Origin of the sequence: Comamonas sp. CAH-2, from assembly GCF_009668305.1 — a bacterium.
In the GTDB taxonomy this organism is placed as follows: Bacteria; Pseudomonadota; Gammaproteobacteria; order Burkholderiales; family Burkholderiaceae_C; genus Comamonas; species Comamonas aquatica.
Window position 1 is genome coordinate 20,461 of record NZ_VSWF01000007.1, and the last position, 23,021, is coordinate 43,481.

Sequence of the window (23,021 nt, forward strand, 5' to 3'; positions counted from 1 at the left end):
GCACGCCCGGCTTCAGCATTGGCTGAAATCGGGTTTGCGCTTTTCCATGAACGCGGTGAAGGCTTCGCGGGCCGCGGGCTCGGTCAGCATGCGGCCAAAGCTCTGGCCTTCCTCGGCCATCTGGGCCTTGATCTCGGCACGCTGGCCGGCCTTCATCAGGCGCTTGGTCGCCATCAGCGCCGACAGCGGCTTGGCCGCCAGCTTGGCCGCCTGGGCCTGGGCCACACCGTTGACTTCGGTGGGCGGCACCACGCGGTTGACCAGGCCGGCTTCCAGGGCCGCTTCGGCCATGAAGGGCTCGCCCAGCAGCAGCGCCTCGGCCGCGCGCTGGTAGCCCATCAGGCGGGGCAGCAGCAGGCTGGAGGCGGCTTCGGGGCACAGACCCAGGTTCACGAAGGGCATGGAGAAGGCCGCGTTGTCGCCCGCATAGACCAGGTCGCAGTGCAGCAGCATGGTGGTGCCAATGCCCACGGCGGGGCCGGCCACGGCCGCGATCAGCGGCTTGGGGAAGTCGGCCAGCGCGTGCAGGAACTGGAACACCGGGCTTTGCTCGGGCAGGCCCTGGCCGCCCTGGCGTGCCAGGAAGTCGCCGATGTCATTGCCCGCGCTGAACACGGTGGCATCACCCTGGAGCACGACCACGCGCACGGCCTCGTCGGTGGCGGCGCTGGTCAGCGCCTCGGCCATGCGGCTGTACATGGCCTGGGTGATGGAGTTCTTCTTGTCCACGCGGTTGAGCGTGATGGTGCGCACACCGGCTTCGGTGTGCACCAGGATGTCGGGGGAGGCGGTCGTGGTCATGAAATTTCCTGCAAAAAAACCAAGCAGCAGCAAGCCAGGCTGCGCCCCACCCGCGGTCTTGCGGGCCGGTGGCGCAACCGGCGCCTGTCACTCCTTGTAGTAAACGATTTGGTGGCTGGTGGCCAGCAGCACGCCCTCGCTGTCCCACAGCTGGGCGGTCTGGTCAAAGAAGCCGTTGCGAAACGCCTGGGCGCTGGCCTGCGCCAGCAGGTGCTTGTCGCCCTGGCGTGCCAGTTGTGCGGCATCGGCGTGGAAATAGATGGTCATCCCCACGGTGCCTGCCGGCACCCGGCGCGCACGGCGCAGCCAGACGCGAGGATAGAACACATCGCACAGCGCCGACAGCGCCACGAAGTCCAGCGGACGCGGTGGATCGTCGCGCACCCACAGCTGGGACAGACTTTCATGGCCACTGTCATCCCAGGTCTTGGGGATCGCGCCCTGCACCACGCGCATGTCGTAGCGCTGCAGCCATTCCATGGCACCGCGCGTGTCGAAGCGTTCGCAACGCATCGGGTCCGGCATGGCGGGGCGCGGCAGGTCGTCCACGCTGAAGGTGTCGCGGCGCACGGCCGTGATCACCGTGGCCGTGGTGCTGACCACGAAGGCCCCTTGCGCATCGCGCTGGCCCATCGACACAGTCCAGTGCTGGGTCGAGCGGTTGGTGCGCACGGGCACGGCCTCAATGCGGACATCGCCCGCCTCCACCGGCCCGGCAAAATTCACGGTGATGGACAGCGGGTCGCCCAGCCGTTCGGGGTGCTGCAGCACGGCCTGCAGCATCTGTGCGACGGTGATGCCGCCATACGGCCCCACCATGTTCCAGTACGCAGCCGGTGCCACACCGCGCGCGCTGCCGTCGTGTTCGGGAATCAGTCTGAGGGCCATATCCAGAGGGTGGACGCCGGGTGTGGCGCCCGGCTCAGGGGCTTGCGAGGTGTTCATAGCATGCGGTCTCCGAGAAAAGCTCACCTTGTCCGGGCTGTGGCGAGCCCGCACCAGGGTCCATCTTAGTGACTGTAGAGCGCCGCTCCGGATATGGCTGACCCCTAGGCGTCATGGCCTGCGCACGGTCGCGCCAACGCTCCAGCACCGCCAGGGCGCGCGGCCACAGCGCGCCCTCCATCTCGGCACGGAAAAAACCGAAATGCCCGATGCGCCCGGCCGGCACATGCACGGCATGCAAGCGCTCCACGCGCGACGGGCAATGGCGGTACCAGCTGACCAGGGAAGTGGTCGAGCGCCAGGACATCATCTCGTCGTCGTCGATCGAAAAGGCATGCAGCGGATAGCGCGCCGCGGCATAGGCCGTGCGCAGCGGTTCGCCCACCACCCCGATGCCATAGTTGGGGTGCAGGCACCACTGGCGCCACTGCCACAGCACACCGGCGGGCAGGTCCCCCACCAGGCCCCAGCGCCGTCCCGGCAGGCAGCCATGCAGTGCCGTGAGCAGCGGTGCAATGCCGTACCACCACAGCAAGACCTTGCGCCGCGTGGGCGGTGCGTTGTCACGCCAGTAGCCGCTGCCGCTGGCCACGCACAGCATGCCGTCGATGGGCAGAGCCTGCGCGCTCATGCCCGGCAACTGGGCGCCCACGCTGTGCCCCACCCACAGCACCGGCAGGCCGGGGGCCTGGGCGCGCACATGCTGGGCCACGGCGGCGCAGTCGACCGCCCAGTCGCGCAAATCGGCACGGGCCTGGCGCAAGGGACCATGCAGGGACTCGGCATGCCCCCGGTAGTCGAAGGTGGTGACGGCATAGCCATGGGCGGCCAGCCACTGCGCAAACACAGCGTAAAAACGCTGCGGCACGCCAATCGCGGCCGCGATCACCACCTGGGCACAGACCGCCTGGCTGACAGGCTGGCACTGGCGCAGGGCCAACGGCCCTGCGTTGCCCGGCACCTCGAGCGTGCCAGCCTGCCAGCGCACCTCCACGCCCGTGTTGGCTGCGCGCGCCTGCGTCATGGGCTCAGACGCGCTCGATGATGCCGGCCGCGCCCTGGCCGGTGCCCACGCACATGGTCACCATGCCGTACTTCAGGTTGTGGCGGCGCAGCGCGTGCACCACGGTCGCGGCGCGGATGGCACCGGTGGCCCCCAGCGGGTGGCCCAGGGCGATGGCACCGCCCATGGGGTTGACCTTGGCGGGGTCCAGGCCCAGGGTGTTGATCACCGCCAGCGACTGGGCCGCAAAAGCCTCGTTCAGCTCGAACCAGCCGATGTCCTGGTGGTGGATGCCGGCGTAGCGCAGGGCTGCGGGAATGGCTTCGATGGGGCCGATGCCCATGATTTCCGGCGGCACACCGCGGGCGGCAAAGCTGACAAAGCGGGCCAGCGGGGTCAGGCCGAACTGCTTGACCGCCTTTTCGCTGGCCAGGATCAGCGCGCCGGCGCCGTCGCTGGTCTGCGAGCTGTTGCCGGCCGTCACGCTGCCACGCGCGGCAAACACCGGGCGCAGCTTGCCCAGGGCTTCGAGCGTGGTGTCGGGGCGCGGGCCTTCGTCCAGGTGCACGGTGCGGGTCCGGGTGCCAACTTCGCCGGTGGCCAGGTTGGGGAAACGGTCGACGATCTCGATGGGCGTGATTTCATCGGTGAACTCGCCCGCCTGCTGGGCCTTCACGGCACGCAGGTGCGACTCCAGCGCGAAGGCGTCTTGCTGCTCGCGGCTCACCTTCCACTGCTGGGCCACCTTCTCGGCCGTCAGCCCCATGCCGTAGGCGATGCCCACGTTCTCGTCACGGGCGAACACCTCGGGGTTGAACGAGGGCTTGTTGCCGCCCATGGGCACCATGCTCATGGACTCGGCACCGCCCGCGATCAGCACATCGGCTTCGCCCACCCGGATGCGGTCGGCCGCCATCTGGATGGCGGTGATGCCCGAGGCGCAGAAACGGTTCACCGTCACGCCGCCGATGGGATGGTCGAACGCCAGACCCACGGCGATGCGCGCCATGTTCATGCCCTGCTCGCCCTCGGGGAAGGAGCAGCCGATGATGGCGTCCTCGATGGCCTTGGGGTCCAGCGTGGGCACCTGGGCCATGGCGGCACGGATGCTGCCCACCAGCAAATCGTCGGGGCGGGTGTTCTTGAAATAGCCCCGGCCCGAGCGGCCGATGGGCGTGCGCGTGGCGGCAACGATGTAGGCGTCTTGTACTTGTTTCATGTTGGATCTTTCAGTGATGCGGTTGAAAGACACTGCGTTCGCGGCTGAGGAAGCGTCGCGAGCGGCCGGCAGGCAAGGCGGACGGAGCGCAACCACCGCAACATACTTGCTGTACGTGAGGATGGTGAGCACCGCACAACGCGGCATGCAGGACGCGCAGTAGCTTCATCAGTTGCGAACCGGCTTGCCGGTGTTGAGCATGCCCAGGATACGTTCGTGCGTCTTGGGCTGGCCGATCAGGTGGCAGAACACCTTGCGCTCCAGCTTGAGCAGGTACTCCTCGGTCACCAGCGAGCCGGCATCCACCTCGCCGCCGCAGACCACTTCCGCGATCATGGCGGCGATCTTGAAGTCGTAGGCGCTGATGAAGCCGCCGTCGCGCATGTTCACCAACTGGGCCTTGATGGTGGCCAGGCCGCTGCGGCCCGCCACGGGGAAGGGGCGCTGCAGCGGGGGGCGCCAGCCACCGGCGGCCATGCTGCGGGCCTCGTTGATGGCAGTGAACAGCACCTCGTCCTTGTGCGGCACGATCAGGTCGCTGTCCAGCAGGTAGCCCAGCTTGCGCGACTCGATGGCGCTGGTGCCCACCTTGGCCATGGCGGCCGCAGTGAAGCCTTCGGTCAGGAAGGGCAGCACGTCCTTGCCGGTGGAGCTGGCCATGTTCTCGGCCGCACGGCGGGCGATGTAGGTCAGGCCGCCGGCGCCGGGCACCAGGCCCACCCCCACTTCCACCAGGCCGATGTAGCTTTCCATGTGGGCCACGCGGCGCGCGCTGTAGACGGCCAGCTCGCAACCGCCGCCCAGCGCCATGCCGTGGATGGCAGCCACCACCGGCACCTGCGCATAGCGGATGCGCAGCATCAGGTTCTGCAGCTCGCTTTCGATGCTGTCGATGGCATCGGCACCGCCGACCACAAAGGCCGGCATGGTGGCTTCCAGGTCGGCGCCCACGCTGAACGGGGCATCGCCGGACCAGATCACCATGCCCTGGAAGTCGCTTTCGGCCGTGTCCACGGCCTCCATCAGGCCTTCCATGACTTCGGGGCTGATGGCGTGCATCTTGTTCTTGATGCTGGCGATCAGGATCTCGCCATCCAGCGTCCAGGTGCGCAGCGCCTTGGATTCGAACACCGTGGTGCCGGCCGTCTTCCAGTCGGGCAGGTTGTCCTCGCCCAGCAGTTTTTCAGGGAAAAGCTGTCTTTCGTAGACGGGCAGGACGCGGCGCGCTACAAATTTCTGCAGCGCCGGGCTCCACGAACCCTGGGCCGTGTGCACGCCACCGGCCTCGGCCACGGGGCCTTCGAACACCCACTTCGGCAGGGGTGCCTTGCACAGCGCCTTGCCGGCGTCGATGTCCTCCTGGATCATCTGCGCCACCTCCAGCCAGCCGGCTTCCTGCCACAGCTCAAACGGGCCCTGCTTCATGCCAAAGCCCCAGCGCATGGCCTGGTCCACGTCTCGCGCGGACTCGGCAATCGTCGCCAGGTGCAGGGCGGCGTAATGGAAGCTGTTGCGCAGGATGGCCCACAGGAACTGGCCGGGTGCGCCTTCGGCATTGCGCAGCAGGCGCAGGCGTTCGGCCGCAGGCTTCTTGAGCATGCGCGCATACACCTCGTCGGCCTTGCCGCCGGCGGGGATGTAGTCCTCGCTGTCCAGCTCGAACTGCAGGATGTCGCGGCCCACCTTCTTGAAGAAGCCGGCCTTGGTCTTCTGGCCCAGGCGGCCCAGTTCGATCAGCTTGGCCAGCACGGGCGGCGTACCGAAGCTGCCGTAGAAGGGGTCGGTCTCCAGGCTCAGGTTGTCCTGCAGCGTCTTGATGACGTGGGCCATGGTGTCCAGGCCCACCACGTCGGCGGTGCGGAAGGTGCCGCTGGAGGCCCGGCCCAGCTTCTTGCCGGTCAGGTCGTCCACCACGTCGTAGGTCAGGCCGAAGTTCTCGACCTCCTTCATGGTCGACAGCATGCCGGCGATGCCGATGCGGTTGGCGATGAAGTTGGGCGTGTCCTTGGCGCGCACCACGCCCTTGCCCAGGCCGCTGGTGACAAAGGCTTCCAGCTGGTCCAGCACCTGGGGTTCGGTGGTGGGGGTGGCAATCAGCTCCACCAGCGGCATGTAGCGCGGTGGGTTGAAGAAGTGGATGCCGCAAAAACGCGGCTGGATGGCTTCGGGCAGCGCCTCGGACAGCTTGGTGATGCTCAGGCCCGAGGTGTTGGATGCCACCAGCGCGTGCTTGGCCACAAACGGCGCAATCTTGGTGTACAGGTCCAGCTTCCAGTCCATGCGCTCGGCAATCGCCTCGATCACCAGGTCGCACTGCTTGAGCAGCTTCAGGTGTTCTTCGTAATTGGCGGCCTGGATCAGGTCGGCATCCTCGGCCACACCGATGGGCGAGGGCTTGAGTTTTTTCAGGTTGGCGATGGCACGTTCGGCGATGCCGCTCTTAGGGCCTTCCTTGGCGGGCAGGTCAAACAGGATGACCGGCACCTTCACGTTGACCAGATGGGCGGCAATCTGCGCGCCCATCACGCCGGCACCCAGCACGGCGACTTTCTTCACATTGAATCGGGACATGGGATGGTTTCCATGGAATGCTGCCCAGACGCCCGCATGGCGCCCCACCAGGATGGCGCCATGCGGGCAGGGTCAGCAAGGTTGTTCGTTACTGCACACGCACCCAGGTCTGGGTACGGCCAAAGGGACCGATGGAGCCACGCACTTCCAGCTTGCTGCCGCCCTCCACCGGCGTCAGGCGCAGGGTGTAGGTCTTGCCGTTTTCGGGGTCGAGGATCTTGCCGTCCTCCCAGACGGTCTTGCCCTCGGCCTGCTTGGCGCCGCGGATGATCTCCAGCCCCACGATGGGCTTGTCCTTGCGGTCGTCCGTGCACTTGTCGCACACGGCCTGGGGATCGGCCCCCTCGCGCAGGACGCGCTCGACCTGGCCGGTCAGCACCCCACCGTGGTCGCTGATGCGCACCTGCGATTTGGGTGCGCCGGTCTTGTCGTCCAGGCTCTTCCACACCCCCACGGGGGTCATCTGCGCCATCGCGGGTGCACCGAGCACTACGAAAAACAGAGCTGCCAACGCTTGCTTCATAAGAATCTCCGTCTCAAAGGCTTCTACATTCAAGGAAATGCGTGCGCTAGCCGCTACTTAAGCAAGAGCAGCGTCCGAGTCCATCAGCACCTTGCTGCCCGCACGGGCGGTGCGCATCAGGGTGGCGGTCTCGGGGAACAGCTTGGCGAAGTAAAAGCGCGCCACCTGCAGCTTGGCGGTGTAGAACGGATCGGTGCTGCCGGCGGCGATGGCGCGCAGCGACACCTGGGCCATGCGGGCAAACAGGTAGCCAAACACCAGGTGGCCGGCCACGCGCAGGTAGTCGACGGATGCCGCGCCCACTTCGTCGGGGTTCTGCATGCCCTTGAAGCCGATCTCGGTGGTGAACTTGGTCATCTGGTCGCCCAGCATGGCGATGGGGTTGATGAATTCGGCCATCTTTTCATTGACGCCTTCTTCCTCCACCAGCTGCGCCACCAGCTTGCCGAACTTCTTCAGCGTGGCGCCCTGGTTGCCCAGCACCTTGCGGCCCAGCAGGTCCAGTGCCTGCACGCCGTTCGTGCCCTCATAGATCATGTTGATGCGGTTGTCGCGCACGAACTGCTCCATGCCCCACTCTTTGATAAAGCCGTGGCCACCAAACACCTGCTGGCTTTGCGTGGTGGCGATCCAGCCGTTGTCGGTCAAGAAGGCCTTGACGATGGGGGTCAGCAGAGCCACCAGGTCGGCGCTGTCGCTGCGCACTTTCTCATCGGGGTGGTTCAGTTCCTTGTCGATCAGCAGCGCGCAGAAGGTCGACAGCGCGCGGCCACCTTCGGCATAGGCCTTGGCCGTCAGCAGCATGCGGCGCACATCGGGGTGGACGATGATGGGGTCGGCGGGCTTGTCCTTGGCCTTGGTGCCGGACAGGCTGCGCATCTGCAGACGGTCTTTGGCATAGGCCAGGGCGTTCTGGAACGCCACTTCGGTCAGGCCCAGGGACTGGTTGCCCACCCCCAGGCGGGCCGCGTTCATCATCACGAACATGGCCTGCAGGCCCTTGTGGGGCTGACCCACCAGCTCGCCCACGGCGTCTTCCATCACGATCTGGGCGGTGGCGTTGGACTTGATGCCCATCTTGTGCTCCAGCCCGCCGCAGTAGATGCCGTTGCGCGCACCCAGGCTGCCGTCGGCATTCACCAGGTACTTGGGCACCACGAACAGACTGATGCCCTTGGAGCCGGCCGGTGCGTCCGGCAGGCGCGCCAACACCAGGTGGACGATGTTGTCGGTGAAGTCGTGCTCACCGGCGGAGATGAAGATCTTGTTGCCGGTGATCTTATAGGTGCCGTCGGCCTGGGGCTCAGCCTTGGTACGCAGCAGGCCCAGGTCGGTGCCGCAGTGGGGTTCGGTCAGGCACATGGTGCCGGTCCACTCGCCACTGGTCAGCTTGGGCAGGTACTTGGCCTTCAATGCCGGGGCGCCATGGGCGTGCAGGGCTTCATAGGCGCCATGCGACAGGCCGGGGTACATGGTCCAGGCCTGGTTGGCGCTGTTGAGCATTTCGTACAGCGCCGAGTTCACCACGAACGGCAGGCCCTGGCCGCCATACTCGGGGTCGCACGACAGTGCGGGCCAGCCGCCCTCGACAAACTGCTGGTAGGCCTCCTTGTAGCCCTTGGGGGTGGTGACCTCGTGCGTGGTCTTGTCCAGCTGGCAGCCCTCTTCGTCGCCGCTGATGTTCAGCGGGAAGGTGACGTTGGCGGCGAACTTGCCGGCCTCTTCCAGCACGGCATTGATGGTGTCGGCATCCACCTCGGCATGCTTGGGCAGGGCCTTGAATTCTTCTTCGATCTTGAACACTTCATGCATCAGAAATTGCATGTCGCGCAGAGGCGGGGTGTAGCTGGGCATGGTTGTCTCCTGTAAATCAGCAATCAAGGGGGTGGGAGGCGGTCTCAGTTCTTTGCCGAGGCCGGGGCGCCATAGCGCCACAGGATGTTGTCGAAACCGGTCAGGGCACGCTGCATGGCGCCCGGGCTGCGCAGGAAGCGCGCTTCGTAGTGCAGCACCAGGATCAGGGCATGGATCTCGGACAGGATCTGGTTCTCGTCGGCATCGGGCCGCAGGTCGTGCAGTTCCTTGCACTGGTTGATGGTGCGGCGCATGGCGGCGTGCCAGATGCTGACCGACTCCACCAGCGCGTTGCGCACGGGGCCGATGTTGTCGTGGAACTCGATCGCGCCGCTGATATAGATGCAGCCAGAGTCCAGCTCGATGGTGGTGCGCTTCATCCAGTGGTCGAACAGGGCGCGCAGACGGGGCAGCCCGCGCTCGGCCTGCAGCGCGGGGTAGAACACCTCCTGCTCGAAGCGGTGGTGGTACTCGCGGATCACGGAAATCTGCAGCTCTTCGCGGGAACCAAAGTGAGCAAACACACCGGATTTGCTCATCTGCGTGGCTTCGGCCAAGCCACCGATCGACAGGCTTTCCAGCCCGTTGTGCATGGCCAGTTGCAGGGCCACATCCACGATGTGGGCCTTGGTCTGCAGGCCTTTGGGAGAAATGCGGTGCCCCGCTGCCGCGCCGCGCGGTTTACGATCGGCGGCCGGGCTGCTGGGGACGGCGGGGAAAATGTGTGGGGTCGAGGGCATGCATCACCAATAAAAACGAACGTTCGTTCTTTTTTGGATCGTAAAAACTTCCTCGGACTTTGAGCATAGGTGCAAACCCTTGCGCCCCCGATTTAGTCGTGCAACCGCCGACCCGGCATAAAAAAGGGCGACTGTGCAGTCGCCCTGGTTTTTGGTGGTCGTGTGGCCCGCTCAGATCAGCATGGCCAGGCTGGCATCCAGGTGCTCGGTGGGTTGGCGGCGGAAGCCGGTGCGCACATAGCGCTGCAGGCGCCCCTGCACGAAGGACATCAGCACGCTGGCGGCCACCTGGGCATCCACCGTCGGGGTGCTGGAGCCCAGCGCGCCAGCCGCCGGGCGCAGGCACTGGCGCAGCGTGGATTCGATGCGGTCAAAGAACTGGTTCATGCGTGCCTGCAGGCGGTCGTGTTCCAGCAGCAGGGCATCGCCCACCAGCACGCGCACCATGCCGGGATTGCGCTCGGCAAACTGCAGCAGCAGGGCCACGATGCGGGCCGCACGACGGGCGCCGTCCTCGGGGGTGCACTCCAGGGGTTCACCTTCACGGCCTGCGACTTGCTGCACCAGGCCAAACACGGTTTGCTCGATGAAGTCGATCAGCCCCTCGAACATCTGCGCCTTGCTGGCGAAATGGCGGTACAGGGCCGCTTCGCTGACGGAGAGGTTGGCAGCCAGGGCAGCCGTGGTGATGCGATCGCTGCCGGGCTTCTCCAGCATGGAGGCCAGTGCCTGAAGAATCTGCTCGCGGCGCTCGCCCGGTTTGGGGCGTTTACGCGTGCGGGGCTGCTCCTCCAATGTGGCGTTAGCAACGACAGTCTCGGCTGTTTCGGTCGGAGGGGTCAGAACTTCAGATACGGACATAAGGCAGACAAATCAACAGGTAAATCGATTCATTCTCTCACAGACATATGCAGAAGTAACCGTTTGTCCGGCCAACAAAATCGCCGCCATCACTCGCCAAACATCAGGGTCACCCGCATGCCACGGCCCAGGGCACCGGGGGCGAACTGCAGGTGCGCACCATGGCCCTGGGCAATTTCCTGGGCGATCGCCAGCCCCAACCCCGTGCCTTCCACCGTGGTGCCAGGCCCTCGGTAAAAGCGGTGCGTCAGGCGTGCATACTCACCCACGGGCACGCCGGGGCCATCGTCCTCTACCTCCACATACACACGGATCTGTCGCTGTGGCGACAGCCTGCGGCCGCAGCGCAAGGTGACCCGCCCGCCCTGCGGGGTGTACTTGACGGCGTTGTCCAGCACATTCGCGATCAACTCGCGCAACAGCCATTCGTGGCCGGTGACATGCGCGGCCTCGGCCTCCAGCCCCAGGTCCAGCTGCTTGGCCAGGGCGTCATCCAGGAAGGACTCCAGCACGGTCTCGCACAGGTTCTTGATGTCCACGCGCTGCGTGCCCGCCGCCTGCCCCAATGAGCTTTCGACCCGCGACAAGGCCAGTAGCTGGTTGGCCAGCTGCGTGGTGCGGCGCGAGGCCTGGCGCAGGCGTTCGACCTGGGTCACAGGCAGGTGGATGCTCTTGTCCGGGGCCGACTGCGCCATCAGCGCCCAAGCTTCGACCTGCGACTGCAATGCGGCCAGCGGCGTGCGCAACTGGTGCGCCGCATCGGCGATGAAGCGCTGCTGGGCATCGCTTTCCTCGTTCGCACGCGCGAACAGGCGGTTCAGCGCCTCGGCCATGACCTGCACATCCGCCGGCGTTTGTGGCGCAATCGGGATGGGCCGCAGGTCCTTGGGCGAGCGGGCCTGCACCGTCTGCGCCAGCAGCACCCAGGGCATCAGGGCCTTGCGCGCTGCCATGTGGGCCATCACGCCCAGCAACAGCAGCATCAGCAAGGCCGGCAGCACCGCCAGCCCGATCTCGGCCAGATCGGGCGACTGCTCCGGCGACCGGGCAATCTGCGCCGCCACGCTGTAGCCCAGCCACGCGGCCGCCAGCACCAGCCCCAGCACCGGCAACAACATGGGCAGAAGCAATGCCAACAAACGCTTGTGGACCGGCAAAGACATGGTCTTCTCAAAAAAGTGAGCGCGTTGCGCAGCGATGCTGCGCACTTCTCACTACAAACTATCGGTATTGCTCAATGTAGCTGCGCAGCAAGCTATCAAAAATCAAGCAGCTTCGGTTTCCTGCGTCTGCACATCCAGCCGGTAGCCAAAGCCGCGGATGGAGCGCAACGCCACCCCGTAGGGCTCCAGCTTGGCACGCAGGCGCGAAACATAGACCTCGACCGCATTCGGTGTGATCTCCTTGTCCCAGCCGGTCAAGGCCTGTAGCAGCTTTTCCTTACTGGCCGGCTTGGGCGCATGGATCAGCAGGTACTCCAGCACCGTCCATTCGCGCGGCCCCAGGTCGATGGAATGCAGCTCCCCCTCGCCCTCCAGCCCGCCCAGCCGGGCCCCGGCACTGCGCGCCGCCGTGTCCAGCACCAGCGGCCCAAAGCTCAGCACGGCGGAGTTCGCCGCCTGCGAGCGGCGCAACAAGGCGCGCAGCCGCGCCAGCAGCTCGGGCAGCTCATAGGGCTTGACCATGTAGTCGTCCGCCCCCAGGTCCAGGCCGCGCACCCGGTCGTGCAAGGCATCGCGCGCCGTCAGCATCAGCACCGGCATGCCGGTGCATGCCATGCCTTTGGCACGCATGCGGTGCAGCAACTCCAGCCCATCCATGCCAGGCAGTCCGATGTCCAGGATGGCGATGTCGAACGACTCGTGCTCCAGCACGTCCAGCGCACGCTCGGCGCTGCTGACCCAATCCACCGCATAGCCCGCATCGGTCAGGCCCAGCTTGATCCCGCTGGCCACCATCAAATCGTCTTCCACCAACAACAACCGCATCAGATGCCCCCTTTGTGTGCGCTTCTTGGTCTGCAGAGCGCTCCATGGCTTGCGGTGGCGCGACGCCTCGTCCCCGCTCCACCGGTCTATGCTGAAATATTAGAAGCTTTTCCGGGGCCCCTTCGGCATGTGCCCCCTCCGTTTGCCCATAAAAAAACGCCGAGACTGTCAACAATCTCGGCGTTGGGGTGTCGCGCGATCAGTGGCTGCGGATCATGGTGCCATAGGCCTGATCCGTCAGGATCTCCAGCAGCATGGCATGCGGCACACGGCCGTCGATGATGTGCACGGCGTTCACGCCCGCCTTGGCGGCATCCAGCGCACCGCTGATCTTGGGCAGCATCCCGCCCGAGATGGTGCCATCGGCAAACAGCCCATCGATCTCACGCGCGGTCAGATCGGTCAGCAGGTTGCCGCCCTTGTCCAGCACACCGGGGGTGTTGGTCAGCAGCACCAGCTTTTCGGCCTGCAGCACCGTCGCCAGCTTGCTGGCCACCACGTCGGCATTGATGTTGTAACTCTCGTTCTCTTCGCCAAAGCCGATGGGGCTGATCACGGGAATGAAGGCATCGTCCTGTAGCGCACGCACCACGCTGGGGTCGATCGCCACGATATCGCCCACCTGCCCCACATCGTGCTCGATCGAAGGGTCCTTGTTGTCGAGCATCTTCAGCTTCTTAGCACGGATCAGGCCCCCGTCACGCCCGGTCAGGCCCACGGCCTTGCCACCCGCCTGGTGGATCAGACCCACGATGTCCTGCTGCACCTCGCCGGCCAGCACCCACTCCACCACTTCCATGGTCTCCGCGTCGGTCACGCGCATGCCCTGGATGAACTCACCCTTCTTGCCCAATCGGTTCAATGCGGTCTCAATCTGCGGCCCCCCGCCATGCACCACCACCGGGTTGATCCCCACCAACTTCAAGAGCACCACGTCTTCCGCGAAATCCGCCTGCAGCGCAGGATCGGTCATGGCGTTGCCGCCATACTTGATGACCATGGTCTTGCCATGGAACTTGCGGATGTAGGGCAGCGCCTGGGCGAGGATTTCGGCTTTGTCGCGGGGGGCGATGTGGGTGATGGTGTCGGTCATGGCAATCAGTTGCGCGTGGCGTGGCGTGGAACAATACAAGATAGAAGAAATGCCGCATTGTGCCGCAAGTGTGTTGACTCATACCCCATCTACACCCTGAGACAATCTACTATCAGCCGCTTACATCGAACACGCAGACTTCATCCACGTTGTTCGAAAAATCTGCCCATAAAACTCCAATACATGCCTCCCTCCAACTTCTCTATCACTGAGATCCTTCGGTATGACGCAGTGATTGCCCTTCTTGCATCATTCGTGACCTGTCTATTGTTGGTATGCACAAAGAAATGGCATGGAACTTTCTCCATGGACTCAAGCAAAGGAGTGCAAAAGGTCCATACAAGCCCGACGCCTCGCATCGGTGGCATTGCGATTGCCATCGGCGTTTTGGCGGGATTCGCAGCATCCAGCCATGGCATCGCTGCTGCAGAGAAGCGCGCAATTCTCAGCGCGATTCTCTTGGCAGGAATTCCAGCATTTATTTTCGGATTATTGGAAGACGTTACCAAAAAAGTAACTGTCAAGATCCGCTTACTGGCTACCATGGCATCCGGCATCCTTGGCTGGGGAATTACAGGCACTGCACTGACACATCTGGATTTACCTGGTATCGATTGGCTGCTGGGTTACACAGTTATTTCTGTTTTATTTACTGCATTCGCAGTGGGCGGCGTCGCAAACGCCATCAATATCATCGATGGATTCAACGGACTGACTGCAGGCACTGCCTTGATCATGCTGACCGCGTTTGGCCTGATTGCGCGCCAAGTGGGAGACTTGCCCTTGGCCTTTACCTGTCTGCTGGTGGCAGGATCTGTGGCAGGTTTTTTTCTGGTCAACTGGCCCAGCGGGAAAATCTTCCTTGGCGATGGCGGCGCCTATTTTTTGGGGTTCACATTGGCATGGATTGCTGTGTTGCTGCCTGAAAGAAACTCAGCAATATCTCCATGGACCAGCCTCCTTATTTGCTCCTACCCCATCACTGAAGTAGTTTTCAGCATATTCAGACGCAGGTTCTGGCGAGAAGGGCATCCTGCCACGCAACCCGATGCTGTGCACTTGCATACACTGGCTAATAAACGCTGGGCCAGAAAATTATTCCCAAATGCAACAAAGACAACTCAAAATGGATTTACATCGCCGTTCCTCTGGGGATATGCGCTAACATCGTGCGCTGCAGCCGTTTACTTTTATCAGAGTAAACCATTTACGCTTATTTCTTTACTTTTTTGCCTGGCACTTTATATTTCGATGTATAGCAAATTGGCATTTTTTCGCTGGATCCCCAAGAAATGACACCACAAGTAAAAGCTATTAACGTTACACCCGTCATTCTTTGCGGAGGTTCGGGTACCCGCTTGTGGCCATTGTCACGTGCAGGATTTCCCAAGCAATTTATCTGCCTCACGGGTCAAACCAGCCTTTTTCAACAAGCGACTCAGCGACTGGCCGCATTGGCAACAGAAGAAGTGCAAGTAGCGCCGCCTCTCGTGGTAACAGGCGAAGAGCACCGCTTTTTGACCTCTGAACAGTTGCGAGAAATGGATATCCCACTGGGCAGCGCACTGTTAGAACCCATAGGCCGCAATACAGCACCCGCCCTTACTCTTGCAGCCCTAGCAGCCGTGGAATCAGGCCAAGACACCATCTTGGCCGTCACACCGGCAGATCAGACCATAACCGATGCTCAGGCCTTCAAGCTGGCCATGCACCAGGCCATCAAGGAAGCCGAGAAGGGCAGCATCACCATCCTCGGCATTACACCGCATCGGCCTGAGACGGGATATGGATACATACTTGGCGAACATCCTGAATCGACCATGGAGCCATGGAACGTTCAGCAGTTCATCGAGAAACCCGATGCCGCGCGAGCCCAAGCCTATCTAGAAGCGGGTCACTATTTTTGGAATGCCGGCATTTTTGTTCTGAAGGCATCGGTCTGGCTCAAAGCACTTGCCCATTTCCGGCCAGACATCCTGGAAACAGTCCAACAAGCCTGGCAGGCGCGCAGAGTAGATGCCCAATTCACCCGCCCCGACCCAGTTCTCTTTGCAACGGTTGCGGCCGAGTCAATTGACTACGCGGTGATGGAGCATTGCCCAGGCAGCGAATTCTCGATCAAGATGGTTCCGCTGGAGGCCGGTTGGAACGATCTAGGCGCCTGGGATGCAGTCTGGCAAGTTCTTCCGAAAGACGCATATGGAAATGCCAGCGTCGGGGATGTGATCACGACTGACAGCAGCAACAACCTGACCCATGCCACCAGCCGACTGGTGGCCCTGGTCGGAGTCAACGACATGGTGGTTGTAGAAACTCCCGATGCAATACTTGTGGCTGCCAAAGGCCGCTGCCAAGATGTCAAACACATTGTCACCACGCTCGACCGGAAACAACGGGACGAGCGCAGCCTGCATCGCAAAGTACACCGTCCCTGGGGCTGGTATGACAGCATTGATGAAGGCGAACGCTTCAAGGTCAAACGCATTCAAGTCAAACCCCAAGCCAGCCTCAGCCTGCAAAAGCACCACCATCGCGCAGAGCACTGGGTGGTGGTCAAAGGCACGGCGGAAATCACCAATGGTGACAAAGTGATCATGCTGACCGAGAACCAATCAACGTATATCCCGCTTGGAACCGTCCACCGACTGGCCAACCCAGGCACGATTCCGTTGGAAATCGTCGAAGTACAATCAGGCAGTTATCTAGGCGAAGATGACATTGTGCGACTAGAAGACAGTTATGGCCGAGGTGATCTCTGATATCCACCTCGCACGCCCATCATGTCTATTGAATTTCTATAAATTCAAAAATCAAATCGTAATTAATCAATGTTCACCGTCGAATTAATCAACGGAAAAAAATTTCAAGCCAAAGTCAACGAGCCTCTACTTGATGCCGCCGCTCGCGCAGGAATTCGCCTCAACTACAGCTGCAAGACGGGGCGGTGCAGCAGTTGCAAATGCCGCGTAATTAGCGGCAAGGCTGATACCTTGCAGGATGCAATAGGGTTAGATGCACAGGAGAAATCCGAAGGCTGGATTCTCAGTTGCATCAGCGCCGCCACCATCAACATGGTCTTGGAGGCTGAAGATCTGGGAGATTTCTGCGTTCCCGACGCAAAGACGTTGCCCTGCCGCATCAGTCAGATAGATTTCTTGGCCCCAGATGTGGTCCGTGTCTTCTTGCGCTTCCCTCCTACGGCGGATTTCCAATTCTTGCCCGGCCAATATGTGGATGTAATTGGACCCGGTGGTATTCGCCGCAGTTACTCACTGGCCAATGCAGATTTTCTGAATCGACAACTGGAACTGCATGTTCGCAAGGTCGACGGTGGCGCCATGAGCAACTACTGGTTCAGCCAAGCAAAGCCCAACGATCTCTTGCGCATCCACGGACCTCTGGGTACGTTCTTTCTTCGCGACGTGCAAGGTACGGATCTCATCTTCTTGGCGACAGGCACGGGTATTGCCCCCATCAAGTCCATGCTGGCCTCCATAGACAGCATGCCCGCCAACAATCGCCCTCGTTCCATACATATTTTTTGGGGAGGCCGTACGCCTGATGATTTCTATATCAAGCCAGAAAGCGCCGTCGAAATTCAGAACTGGAACTTCGTTCTATCGAGAGAGCACCCTGGCTGGCAGGGTATTCGAGGGTATGTGCAAGATGCTGTACTGAATAGCACAATCGAGCTGAAGCAAGCCATGGTGTATGCCTGCGGCTCGGACGCCATGATCCAAAGTGCCAAACAGTCTTTGACTAACGCTGGACTGCCAGCGAAGTCCTTTTATTCAGACGCTTTTGTTTCTTCAAACAATATCAATTAATTAGAGAATTTTCTATGAAAGCTGTGATTCTTGCTGGTGGACTCGGAACCCGCTTGAGCGAAGAAACTTCGACACGCCCCAAGCCCATGGTAGAAATTGGCGGAAAACCCATTCTTTGGCACATCATGAAGATGTACTCGCACCATGGAGTCACTGATTTTGTGATTTGCTGCGGCTACAAAGGCTATGTCATCAAGGAATACTTTGCCAATTACTTCCTGCACATGTCGGATGTCACTTTTGACATGCGCAACAATCACATGGAAGTCCATCACAAGCGTGCAGAACCATGGAGTGTGACGCTGGTAGACACCGGCGATGAATCGATGACTGGTGGACGCCTGCGACGCGTTGCCAACTATGTTCGCAATGATGAAGCATTTTGTTTCACGTATGGCGACGGAGTGGGCGACGTGGACATTTCAGCAACCATCCAGTTCCACAAGCAACATGGCAAGGCCGCTACGCTGACAGCAACCTACCCGCCAGGCCGATTTGGCGCACTGGATATTCAGAGCCAGCAGGTCATGAGCTTTAAGGAAAAGCCCAAAGGCGACGGGGCCATGATCAACGGTGGCTTCTTTGTACTCTCGCCCCGTGTCTTGGACTACTTGGATGGCGATTCGACCATATGGGAGCAACAACCCCTGCAGCGTCTCGCCTCCGAAGGACAGCTTATGGCCTACGAACACCAAGGCTTCTGGCAACCCATGGACACACTGCGCGACAAAAATCACCTTGAAGAGCTGTGGGCCACTGGCCAAGCACCTTGGAAAATCTGGAAATGACTCAGATCACGCAGACAGACACCGCCTTCTGGCAGGGAAAACGGGTTTTTCTGACCGGGCACACGGGATTCAAAGGAAGCTGGCTGAGCCTCTGGCTGCAATCAATGGGCGCCGTGGTGCGCGGTTTCGCATTACCCGCCCCCACAGAACCCGCGCTGTTTCACGTGGCCCGCGTGGCGGAAGGCATGGAGCATTGCGTCGGTGATATCCGTGATTTTTCCGCGGTGCAGTCGCAGATATCCGCATTCCAGCCGGAAATCATCCTCCACATGGCAGCGCAGCCGCTGGTACGGCTGTCTTACCAACAGCCAGTCGAAACCTATGCGACCAATGTCATGGGCACCGTGCATGTGCTGGAAGCCGCCCGCCATGCGGGATCCGTCAAAGCCATCGTCAATGTCACAACCGATAAATGTTACGAAAACCGGGAGTGGGCCTGGGGCTATCGCGAAGATGAGCCCATGGGGGGACATGACCCCTATTCCAATAGTAAAGGTTGTGCGGAATTGGTTAGTGCGGCGTATCGCAAATCTTTCCTGTCGAAAGACGGCATTGCGATTGCAACCGCCCGTGCGGGCAATGTGATCGGCGGAGGTGACTGGGCAGTTGACCGCTTGGTCCCCGATGTCCTCCGGGCCCTACAGCAAAACCAGCCGGTGCTTATCCGCAACCCCCACGCGATCCGCCCTTGGCAGCACGTTCTTGAGCCCCTGTCCGGTTACCTGCTGCTGGCTGAGCGCCTTTACAATCAAGGGCAAGCAAATGCCGAAGGCTGGAACTTTGGTCCGCGCGACGAAGACGCCAAACCGGTGCAATGGATCGTCGAGCATTTGTGCCAGGATTGGGGCAACGGGGCAAGCTGGACGCTGCAACCCGGAGAGCACCCGCACGAAGCCAATTTTCTGAAATTGGATATCTCCAAAGCGCGACAGCGTCTGCAATGGGCCCCGCGCTGGTCGCTCGAGACAGCGCTTTCTCGCATCACCGAATGGCATCAAGCGTGGCTTGCAAACCAGGACATGCGAGCCCTGTGCCTGCATCAAATTTCCCAATATCGATCCCACGTATGAACAGCACGCCAGTTAATTTTCAACCCCAGCTGGACAAACTGCGCAGCCAGATCAGCGAATTGGTCCAGCAGTATGCCGATATCGCCTACGCTCCAAAGCCCTTTGTGCCCGGCCAAAGCGCCGTGCCCGTCTCGGGCAAGGTGATCGGCGCAGGCGAGCTGAAGATGATGGTCGATGCCTCGCTGGACGGCTGGCTAACCACCGGCCGCTTCAACGCCATGTTCGAGCAACGCCTGTCCGAATTTCTGGGCGTCAAGTACCTGATCACCGTCAACTCGGGCTCTTCAGCCAACCTGGTGGCCTTCTCGACACTGACCAGCCCCAAGCTGGGTGATCGCGCAATCAAGCAGGGCGACGAGGTGATTGGTGTGGCAGCCGGCTTCCCGACCACGGTCAACCCTATCCTGCAGTTTGGCGCCGTGCCAGTATTTGTAGACGTGGACCTGGCCACGCACAATATTGACGCCAGCAAGATCGAAGCTGCAATCACACCCAAGACCAAGGCCATCATGCTGGCGCACAGCCTGGGCAACCCTTTCAACCTGGAAGTGGTGACAGCGCTGTGCAAGAAATACAAGCTGTGGTTGGTCGAGGACTGCTGTGACGCGCTGGGCGCCACCTACGACGGCAAACTGGTCGGCACCTTCGGCGATATCGGTACGTTGAGTTTCTACCCTGCTCACCACATCACGATGGGTGAAGGCGGCGCCGTGTTCACCAACAATCCTGAACTCAAGCTGATCGCCGAGTCTTTCCGTGACTGGGGCCGCGACTGCTACTGCCCGCCCGGCAAGGACAACACCTGCGACAAGCGCTTTTGCTGGACCAAGGAACAGCTGGGCGGCGACCTGCCCGACGGCTACGACCACAAGTACACGTACAGCCATCTGGGCTACAACCTCAAGATCTCCGACATGCAGGCAGCCTGCGCTCTGGCGCAGATGGACCGGGTCGAGGAATTCATCGCCAAGCGCCGCGCCAACTTCACATACCTGAAGGCCAAGCTGGCAAGCGTCGCCGAATTTCTGCACTTGCCGGAAGCAACGCCGAACAGCGAACCGTCGTGGTTCGGGTTCCCGCTGGTACTGAAGGAGACGGCCGGCGTAAAGCGCACTGACCTGATCAATTTCCTGGAAGAGAACAAGATCGGCACGCGGCTGCTGTTTGCCGGAAACCTGACCAAGCAGCCTTACATGGCCGGACGCAACTTCCGTATCAGCGGCGAGCTGACCAACACCGACATCGTAATGAACCAGACCTTCTGGCTGGGCACCTTCCCGGCACTGGGCCAGGAGCAGTTGGACTACATCGCGGACAAGCTCGAAGAGTTTTTCGGCGTGAACTTCTGAGATTCTGTCGATGGAGCTGATCCCCACCCCCTTGGTAGGCTGCTATGAGGTCCGCCCCTTCTTCGCCCAAGACGAGCGCGGCACCTTTGTGAAGACCTTCCATGCAGAGCGCTTCTCGGCTCTGGGTCTGCCAACCGAGTGGCGCGAGGAGTACTACTCCAGTTCCCGCAAGGGCGTGATCCGCGGTATGCACTTCCAGACACCTCCGCATGATCACGAAAAACTCGTCTACTGCATGCAGGGGCGAGTGCTGGACGTTGTGCTAGATCTGCGCAAGGCCTCGCCGACGCACGGTCGGCACATCGCGGTCGAACTGGACGCGGCACGCGGTCACGGCCTAATGATTCCCAAGGGTATGGCGCACGGGTTCCTAGCACTGACCGAGGACGTGTTAATGGCCTACAAGGTAACCAGCGTGTATGCGCCGGAGAACGATGCGGGCATCCGCTGGGACTCCTTCGGGCTCCACTGGGGCCTCGATCGGCCCATCGTGTCTGCGCGCGATCGCGCCCATCCCGCATTCGCCGATTTCGATAACCCGTTCTGACCATGAAACTGTTCGTCACCGGAGGCACCGGCTTCGTCGGTTCACACTTCCTCCAGCAGGCGCTGGCCGCCGGCCACGACGTGATTGCGCAGCGCCGACCTGGCAGCCACTCGCGTCTGCCGCTGACGCGCGAGCCGGTCTGGGTGGACCGCGCATTGGACCAAGACTTCAGAGCCGAGCTTGCCGGCTGCGACGCCATCGTGCACCTGGCGTCCCACACGCCGAATCCGCCCTACGCGCCGCTGGATGAATGCCTGTACTGGAACGTTTACGCGACAACGCGTCTACTGCAGCAAGCAGCAGCGCAAGGTATCCGGGACGTGTTGGTCGCGGGGACTTGCTTTGAATATGGCACTGCAGCGGAGGGTCAGGACTTTGTGCATCCTGCCACCGAGATGCGCCCTTCGCTGACCTACCCCATCTCCAAGGCAGCGGCAACTACTGCATGTCTCGGCCTAGCACGCAACCTGGATTTACGTTTGCAGGTCCTACGCATATTCCAGGTGTTCGGCGAGGGTGAAGCGGCGACACGCTTCTGGCCCTCGCTCCGGCAAGCTGCAAAGGACGGCCGCGATTTTCCAATGAGCGCCGGACTGCAGGTGCGCGACTTCGTGCCAGTTGAGCTAGTCGCGCGCACGTTCGTCGAAGCGCTGAACTTCACTGACGTCGCGCCAGGCCTGCCACACCTCCGCAACGTCGGCACTGGTCGCGCCCAATCCTTGCTTGAGTTCGCTCGACATTGGTGGGAGGTCTGGGCAGCCACTGGTCAACTCCAGCCTGGAGAGCTGGGCCTGCGTCCCGGAGAGCTGCCACGGCTGGTAGCCAATGTGCAGGACGCACATATCGCTTGACCCCAGATACCTTCATTGCTTCTTACTCGTTCCGCCGCTAGACATGAGCCCAAATAAGATTGCCGTCGCGATTCCGACCTATAAGCGCCGCGAGATGCTCGACCGCTTGATCGGAACAATCCCGTCCGACTGGTCCATCTATGTCAGTGACAACGACTCTAGTCTGCTGCCACTGGATCCACCCATAGACGGACGAGTTAAGGTGTCGCACTCACCAGTGATGGTGGAGATGTTCGCAAACTGGAATCGAGCCTTGTCTTTAGTGGACGCCGACTGCACGCACGTTTTCATTCCTTCGGATGACGACCTTTTCCTTCCAGAGGCAAGAGCCATTGTGACCGACGCACTGCGTCAGCACGCCGATGCGGATATCCTGGTGTTCGGTTGCGATTTCATCGATGGGCAAGACCAAAAGTTCGGCGGTTATGTCCCTGCCGCGCAGGAAGTCTTCGCAACCGGTGACGGCTTCACGAGGTTCGCTTACTCCGTCGATGCCCGGTTGCCAGGCATCCTCATCCGGCAGGACTTCCTCAAGCGCATAGGAGCCTTTGACGAAAAAATGGAAATCACAGCAGCCGACAGTGATTTCGTTCAGCGTGCGTTGCTATTAGGCAAGTCGGTCTTTGTCCCGAAAGTCATCGGCCTATACCGTTACTGGAATGGCTCCGGCACACATGCCTTTCACGGCACCGACCGGTGGATGAAGGATGTGGTGCGCTGGACCGACAAGATCACCCAACTCCTACGCACAGGCCATCACCCGATTCACGCAAAGGTCGATATCGATCAGTACCGCGCAGAGGTCATCAACCGGAACGTACTGGCTGGTGTTGACAATCTGATCGCCAAAGGCGACCTCGTAAAGGCGCGTGACTTCTTCTGGCGGCATGCAGTGTTCAAACACGCCACGCTGCTAGGCCGTCTTCGCCTTCTGCGTTGCCTCTGGCGCCTACGGCGCACAAGGATGTCAGCCTGAGCAACGATCTAATGC

Annotated in this window: 21 protein-coding genes; 9 read left to right on the top strand and 12 right to left on the bottom strand. The window is 61.6% G+C overall.

Annotated features, from left to right (window positions below; translation table 11 throughout):
* Positions 1 to 12: 12 nt before the first annotated feature.
* The 12 genes from FYM52_RS06520 to argB form a co-directional block, all read right to left on the bottom strand.
* Positions 13 to 801, bottom strand: a complete 789-nt coding sequence (locus FYM52_RS06520; RefSeq protein ID WP_042418062.1) for an enoyl-CoA hydratase — start codon at positions 799 to 801, stop codon at positions 13 to 15.
* Between the two features lie 87 nt (positions 802 to 888).
* Entirely contained in the window at positions 889 to 1,746 is an 858-nt protein-coding gene (locus FYM52_RS06525; protein ID WP_370513806.1) for an acyl-CoA thioesterase, read from the bottom strand.
* Positions 1,724 to 2,770, bottom strand: a complete 1,047-nt coding sequence (locus FYM52_RS06530) for a serine aminopeptidase domain-containing protein (RefSeq protein WP_154163517.1) — start codon at positions 2,768 to 2,770, stop codon at positions 1,724 to 1,726. Before FYM52_RS06530 ends, FYM52_RS06525 begins: the two co-directional genes overlap by 23 nt.
* A gap of 4 nt (positions 2,771 to 2,774) precedes the next feature.
* Complete coding sequence (locus FYM52_RS06535) at positions 2,775 to 3,968, bottom strand: acetyl-CoA C-acyltransferase (RefSeq protein ID WP_154163518.1); 1,194 nt, start codon at positions 3,966 to 3,968, stop codon at positions 2,775 to 2,777.
* A gap of 168 nt (positions 3,969 to 4,136) precedes the next feature.
* Positions 4,137 to 6,539, bottom strand: coding sequence for a 3-hydroxyacyl-CoA dehydrogenase/enoyl-CoA hydratase family protein (locus FYM52_RS06540; RefSeq protein ID WP_154163519.1), 2,403 nt, complete (start codon positions 6,537 to 6,539; stop codon positions 4,137 to 4,139).
* A gap of 88 nt (positions 6,540 to 6,627) precedes the next feature.
* Positions 6,628 to 7,062, bottom strand: a complete 435-nt coding sequence (locus tag FYM52_RS06545) for a DUF2147 domain-containing protein (protein WP_045266171.1) — start codon at positions 7,060 to 7,062, stop codon at positions 6,628 to 6,630.
* 57 nt (positions 7,063 to 7,119) lie between these two features.
* Positions 7,120 to 8,916 carry an acyl-CoA dehydrogenase C-terminal domain-containing protein gene (locus tag FYM52_RS06550; protein WP_043383039.1) on the bottom strand — a complete coding sequence of 599 codons (1,797 nt, stop codon included), beginning with the start codon at positions 8,914 to 8,916 and terminating at the stop codon, positions 7,120 to 7,122.
* A 44-nt stretch (positions 8,917 to 8,960) separates the two neighbouring features.
* Positions 8,961 to 9,656, bottom strand: a complete 696-nt coding sequence (locus tag FYM52_RS06555) for a TetR/AcrR family transcriptional regulator (protein WP_154163520.1) — start codon at positions 9,654 to 9,656, stop codon at positions 8,961 to 8,963.
* A gap of 171 nt (positions 9,657 to 9,827) precedes the next feature.
* Positions 9,828 to 10,517, bottom strand: a complete 690-nt coding sequence (gene slmA, locus FYM52_RS06560) for a nucleoid occlusion factor SlmA (protein ID WP_043383042.1) — start codon at positions 10,515 to 10,517, stop codon at positions 9,828 to 9,830.
* Between the two features lie 89 nt (positions 10,518 to 10,606).
* A complete protein-coding gene (locus FYM52_RS06565) occupies positions 10,607 to 11,680 on the bottom strand; it encodes an ATP-binding protein (protein WP_154163521.1) in 1,074 nt (357 codons plus the stop codon).
* A gap of 102 nt (positions 11,681 to 11,782) precedes the next feature.
* Complete coding sequence (locus FYM52_RS06570) at positions 11,783 to 12,505, bottom strand: response regulator transcription factor (protein ID WP_154163522.1); 723 nt, start codon at positions 12,503 to 12,505, stop codon at positions 11,783 to 11,785.
* Between the two features lie 199 nt (positions 12,506 to 12,704).
* Positions 12,705 to 13,598 (bottom strand): acetylglutamate kinase, encoded by an 894-nt coding sequence (gene argB / locus FYM52_RS06575; protein WP_043383047.1) that lies wholly within the window; start codon positions 13,596 to 13,598, stop codon positions 12,705 to 12,707.
* 306 nt (positions 13,599 to 13,904) lie between these two features.
* Between argB and FYM52_RS06580 the strand changes: the two genes are divergently transcribed.
* The 9 genes from FYM52_RS06580 to FYM52_RS06620 all read left to right on the top strand — a co-directional run bounded on the left by FYM52_RS06580 (position 13,905) and on the right by FYM52_RS06620 (position 23,006).
* A complete protein-coding gene (locus FYM52_RS06580) occupies positions 13,905 to 14,894 on the top strand; it encodes a glycosyltransferase (RefSeq protein WP_238826151.1) in 990 nt (329 codons plus the stop codon).
* A complete protein-coding gene (locus tag FYM52_RS06585) occupies positions 14,891 to 16,357 on the top strand; it encodes a mannose-1-phosphate guanylyltransferase/mannose-6-phosphate isomerase (RefSeq protein WP_154163524.1) in 1,467 nt (488 codons plus the stop codon). Before FYM52_RS06580 ends, FYM52_RS06585 begins: the two co-directional genes overlap by 4 nt.
* A gap of 69 nt (positions 16,358 to 16,426) precedes the next feature.
* Complete coding sequence (locus tag FYM52_RS06590) at positions 16,427 to 17,425, top strand: 2Fe-2S iron-sulfur cluster-binding protein (protein ID WP_154163525.1); 999 nt, start codon at positions 16,427 to 16,429, stop codon at positions 17,423 to 17,425.
* Between the two features lie 14 nt (positions 17,426 to 17,439).
* Positions 17,440 to 18,213, top strand: coding sequence for a glucose-1-phosphate cytidylyltransferase (gene rfbF, locus FYM52_RS06595; protein ID WP_154163526.1), 774 nt, complete (start codon positions 17,440 to 17,442; stop codon positions 18,211 to 18,213).
* Positions 18,210 to 19,283 (top strand): CDP-glucose 4,6-dehydratase, encoded by a 1,074-nt coding sequence (gene rfbG / locus FYM52_RS06600; protein WP_154163527.1) that lies wholly within the window; start codon positions 18,210 to 18,212, stop codon positions 19,281 to 19,283. Before rfbF ends, rfbG begins: the two co-directional genes overlap by 4 nt.
* Positions 19,280 to 20,632, top strand: coding sequence for a lipopolysaccharide biosynthesis protein RfbH (gene rfbH / locus FYM52_RS06605; protein ID WP_154163528.1), 1,353 nt, complete (start codon positions 19,280 to 19,282; stop codon positions 20,630 to 20,632). The genes rfbG and rfbH overlap by 4 nt, the downstream gene beginning before the upstream one ends.
* 10 nt (positions 20,633 to 20,642) lie before the next feature.
* On the top strand, positions 20,643 to 21,179 hold the full coding sequence (rfbC, locus tag FYM52_RS06610; protein ID WP_154163529.1) for a dTDP-4-dehydrorhamnose 3,5-epimerase: 537 nt from the start codon (positions 20,643 to 20,645) through the stop codon (positions 21,177 to 21,179).
* A 2-nt stretch (positions 21,180 to 21,181) separates the two neighbouring features.
* Positions 21,182 to 22,030, top strand: a complete 849-nt coding sequence (locus tag FYM52_RS06615; RefSeq protein WP_154163530.1) for an NAD(P)-dependent oxidoreductase — start codon at positions 21,182 to 21,184, stop codon at positions 22,028 to 22,030.
* 43 nt (positions 22,031 to 22,073) lie between these two features.
* Positions 22,074 to 23,006, top strand: coding sequence for a hypothetical protein (locus tag FYM52_RS06620; protein WP_154163531.1), 933 nt, complete (start codon positions 22,074 to 22,076; stop codon positions 23,004 to 23,006).
* Positions 23,007 to 23,021: the final 15 nt, after the last annotated feature.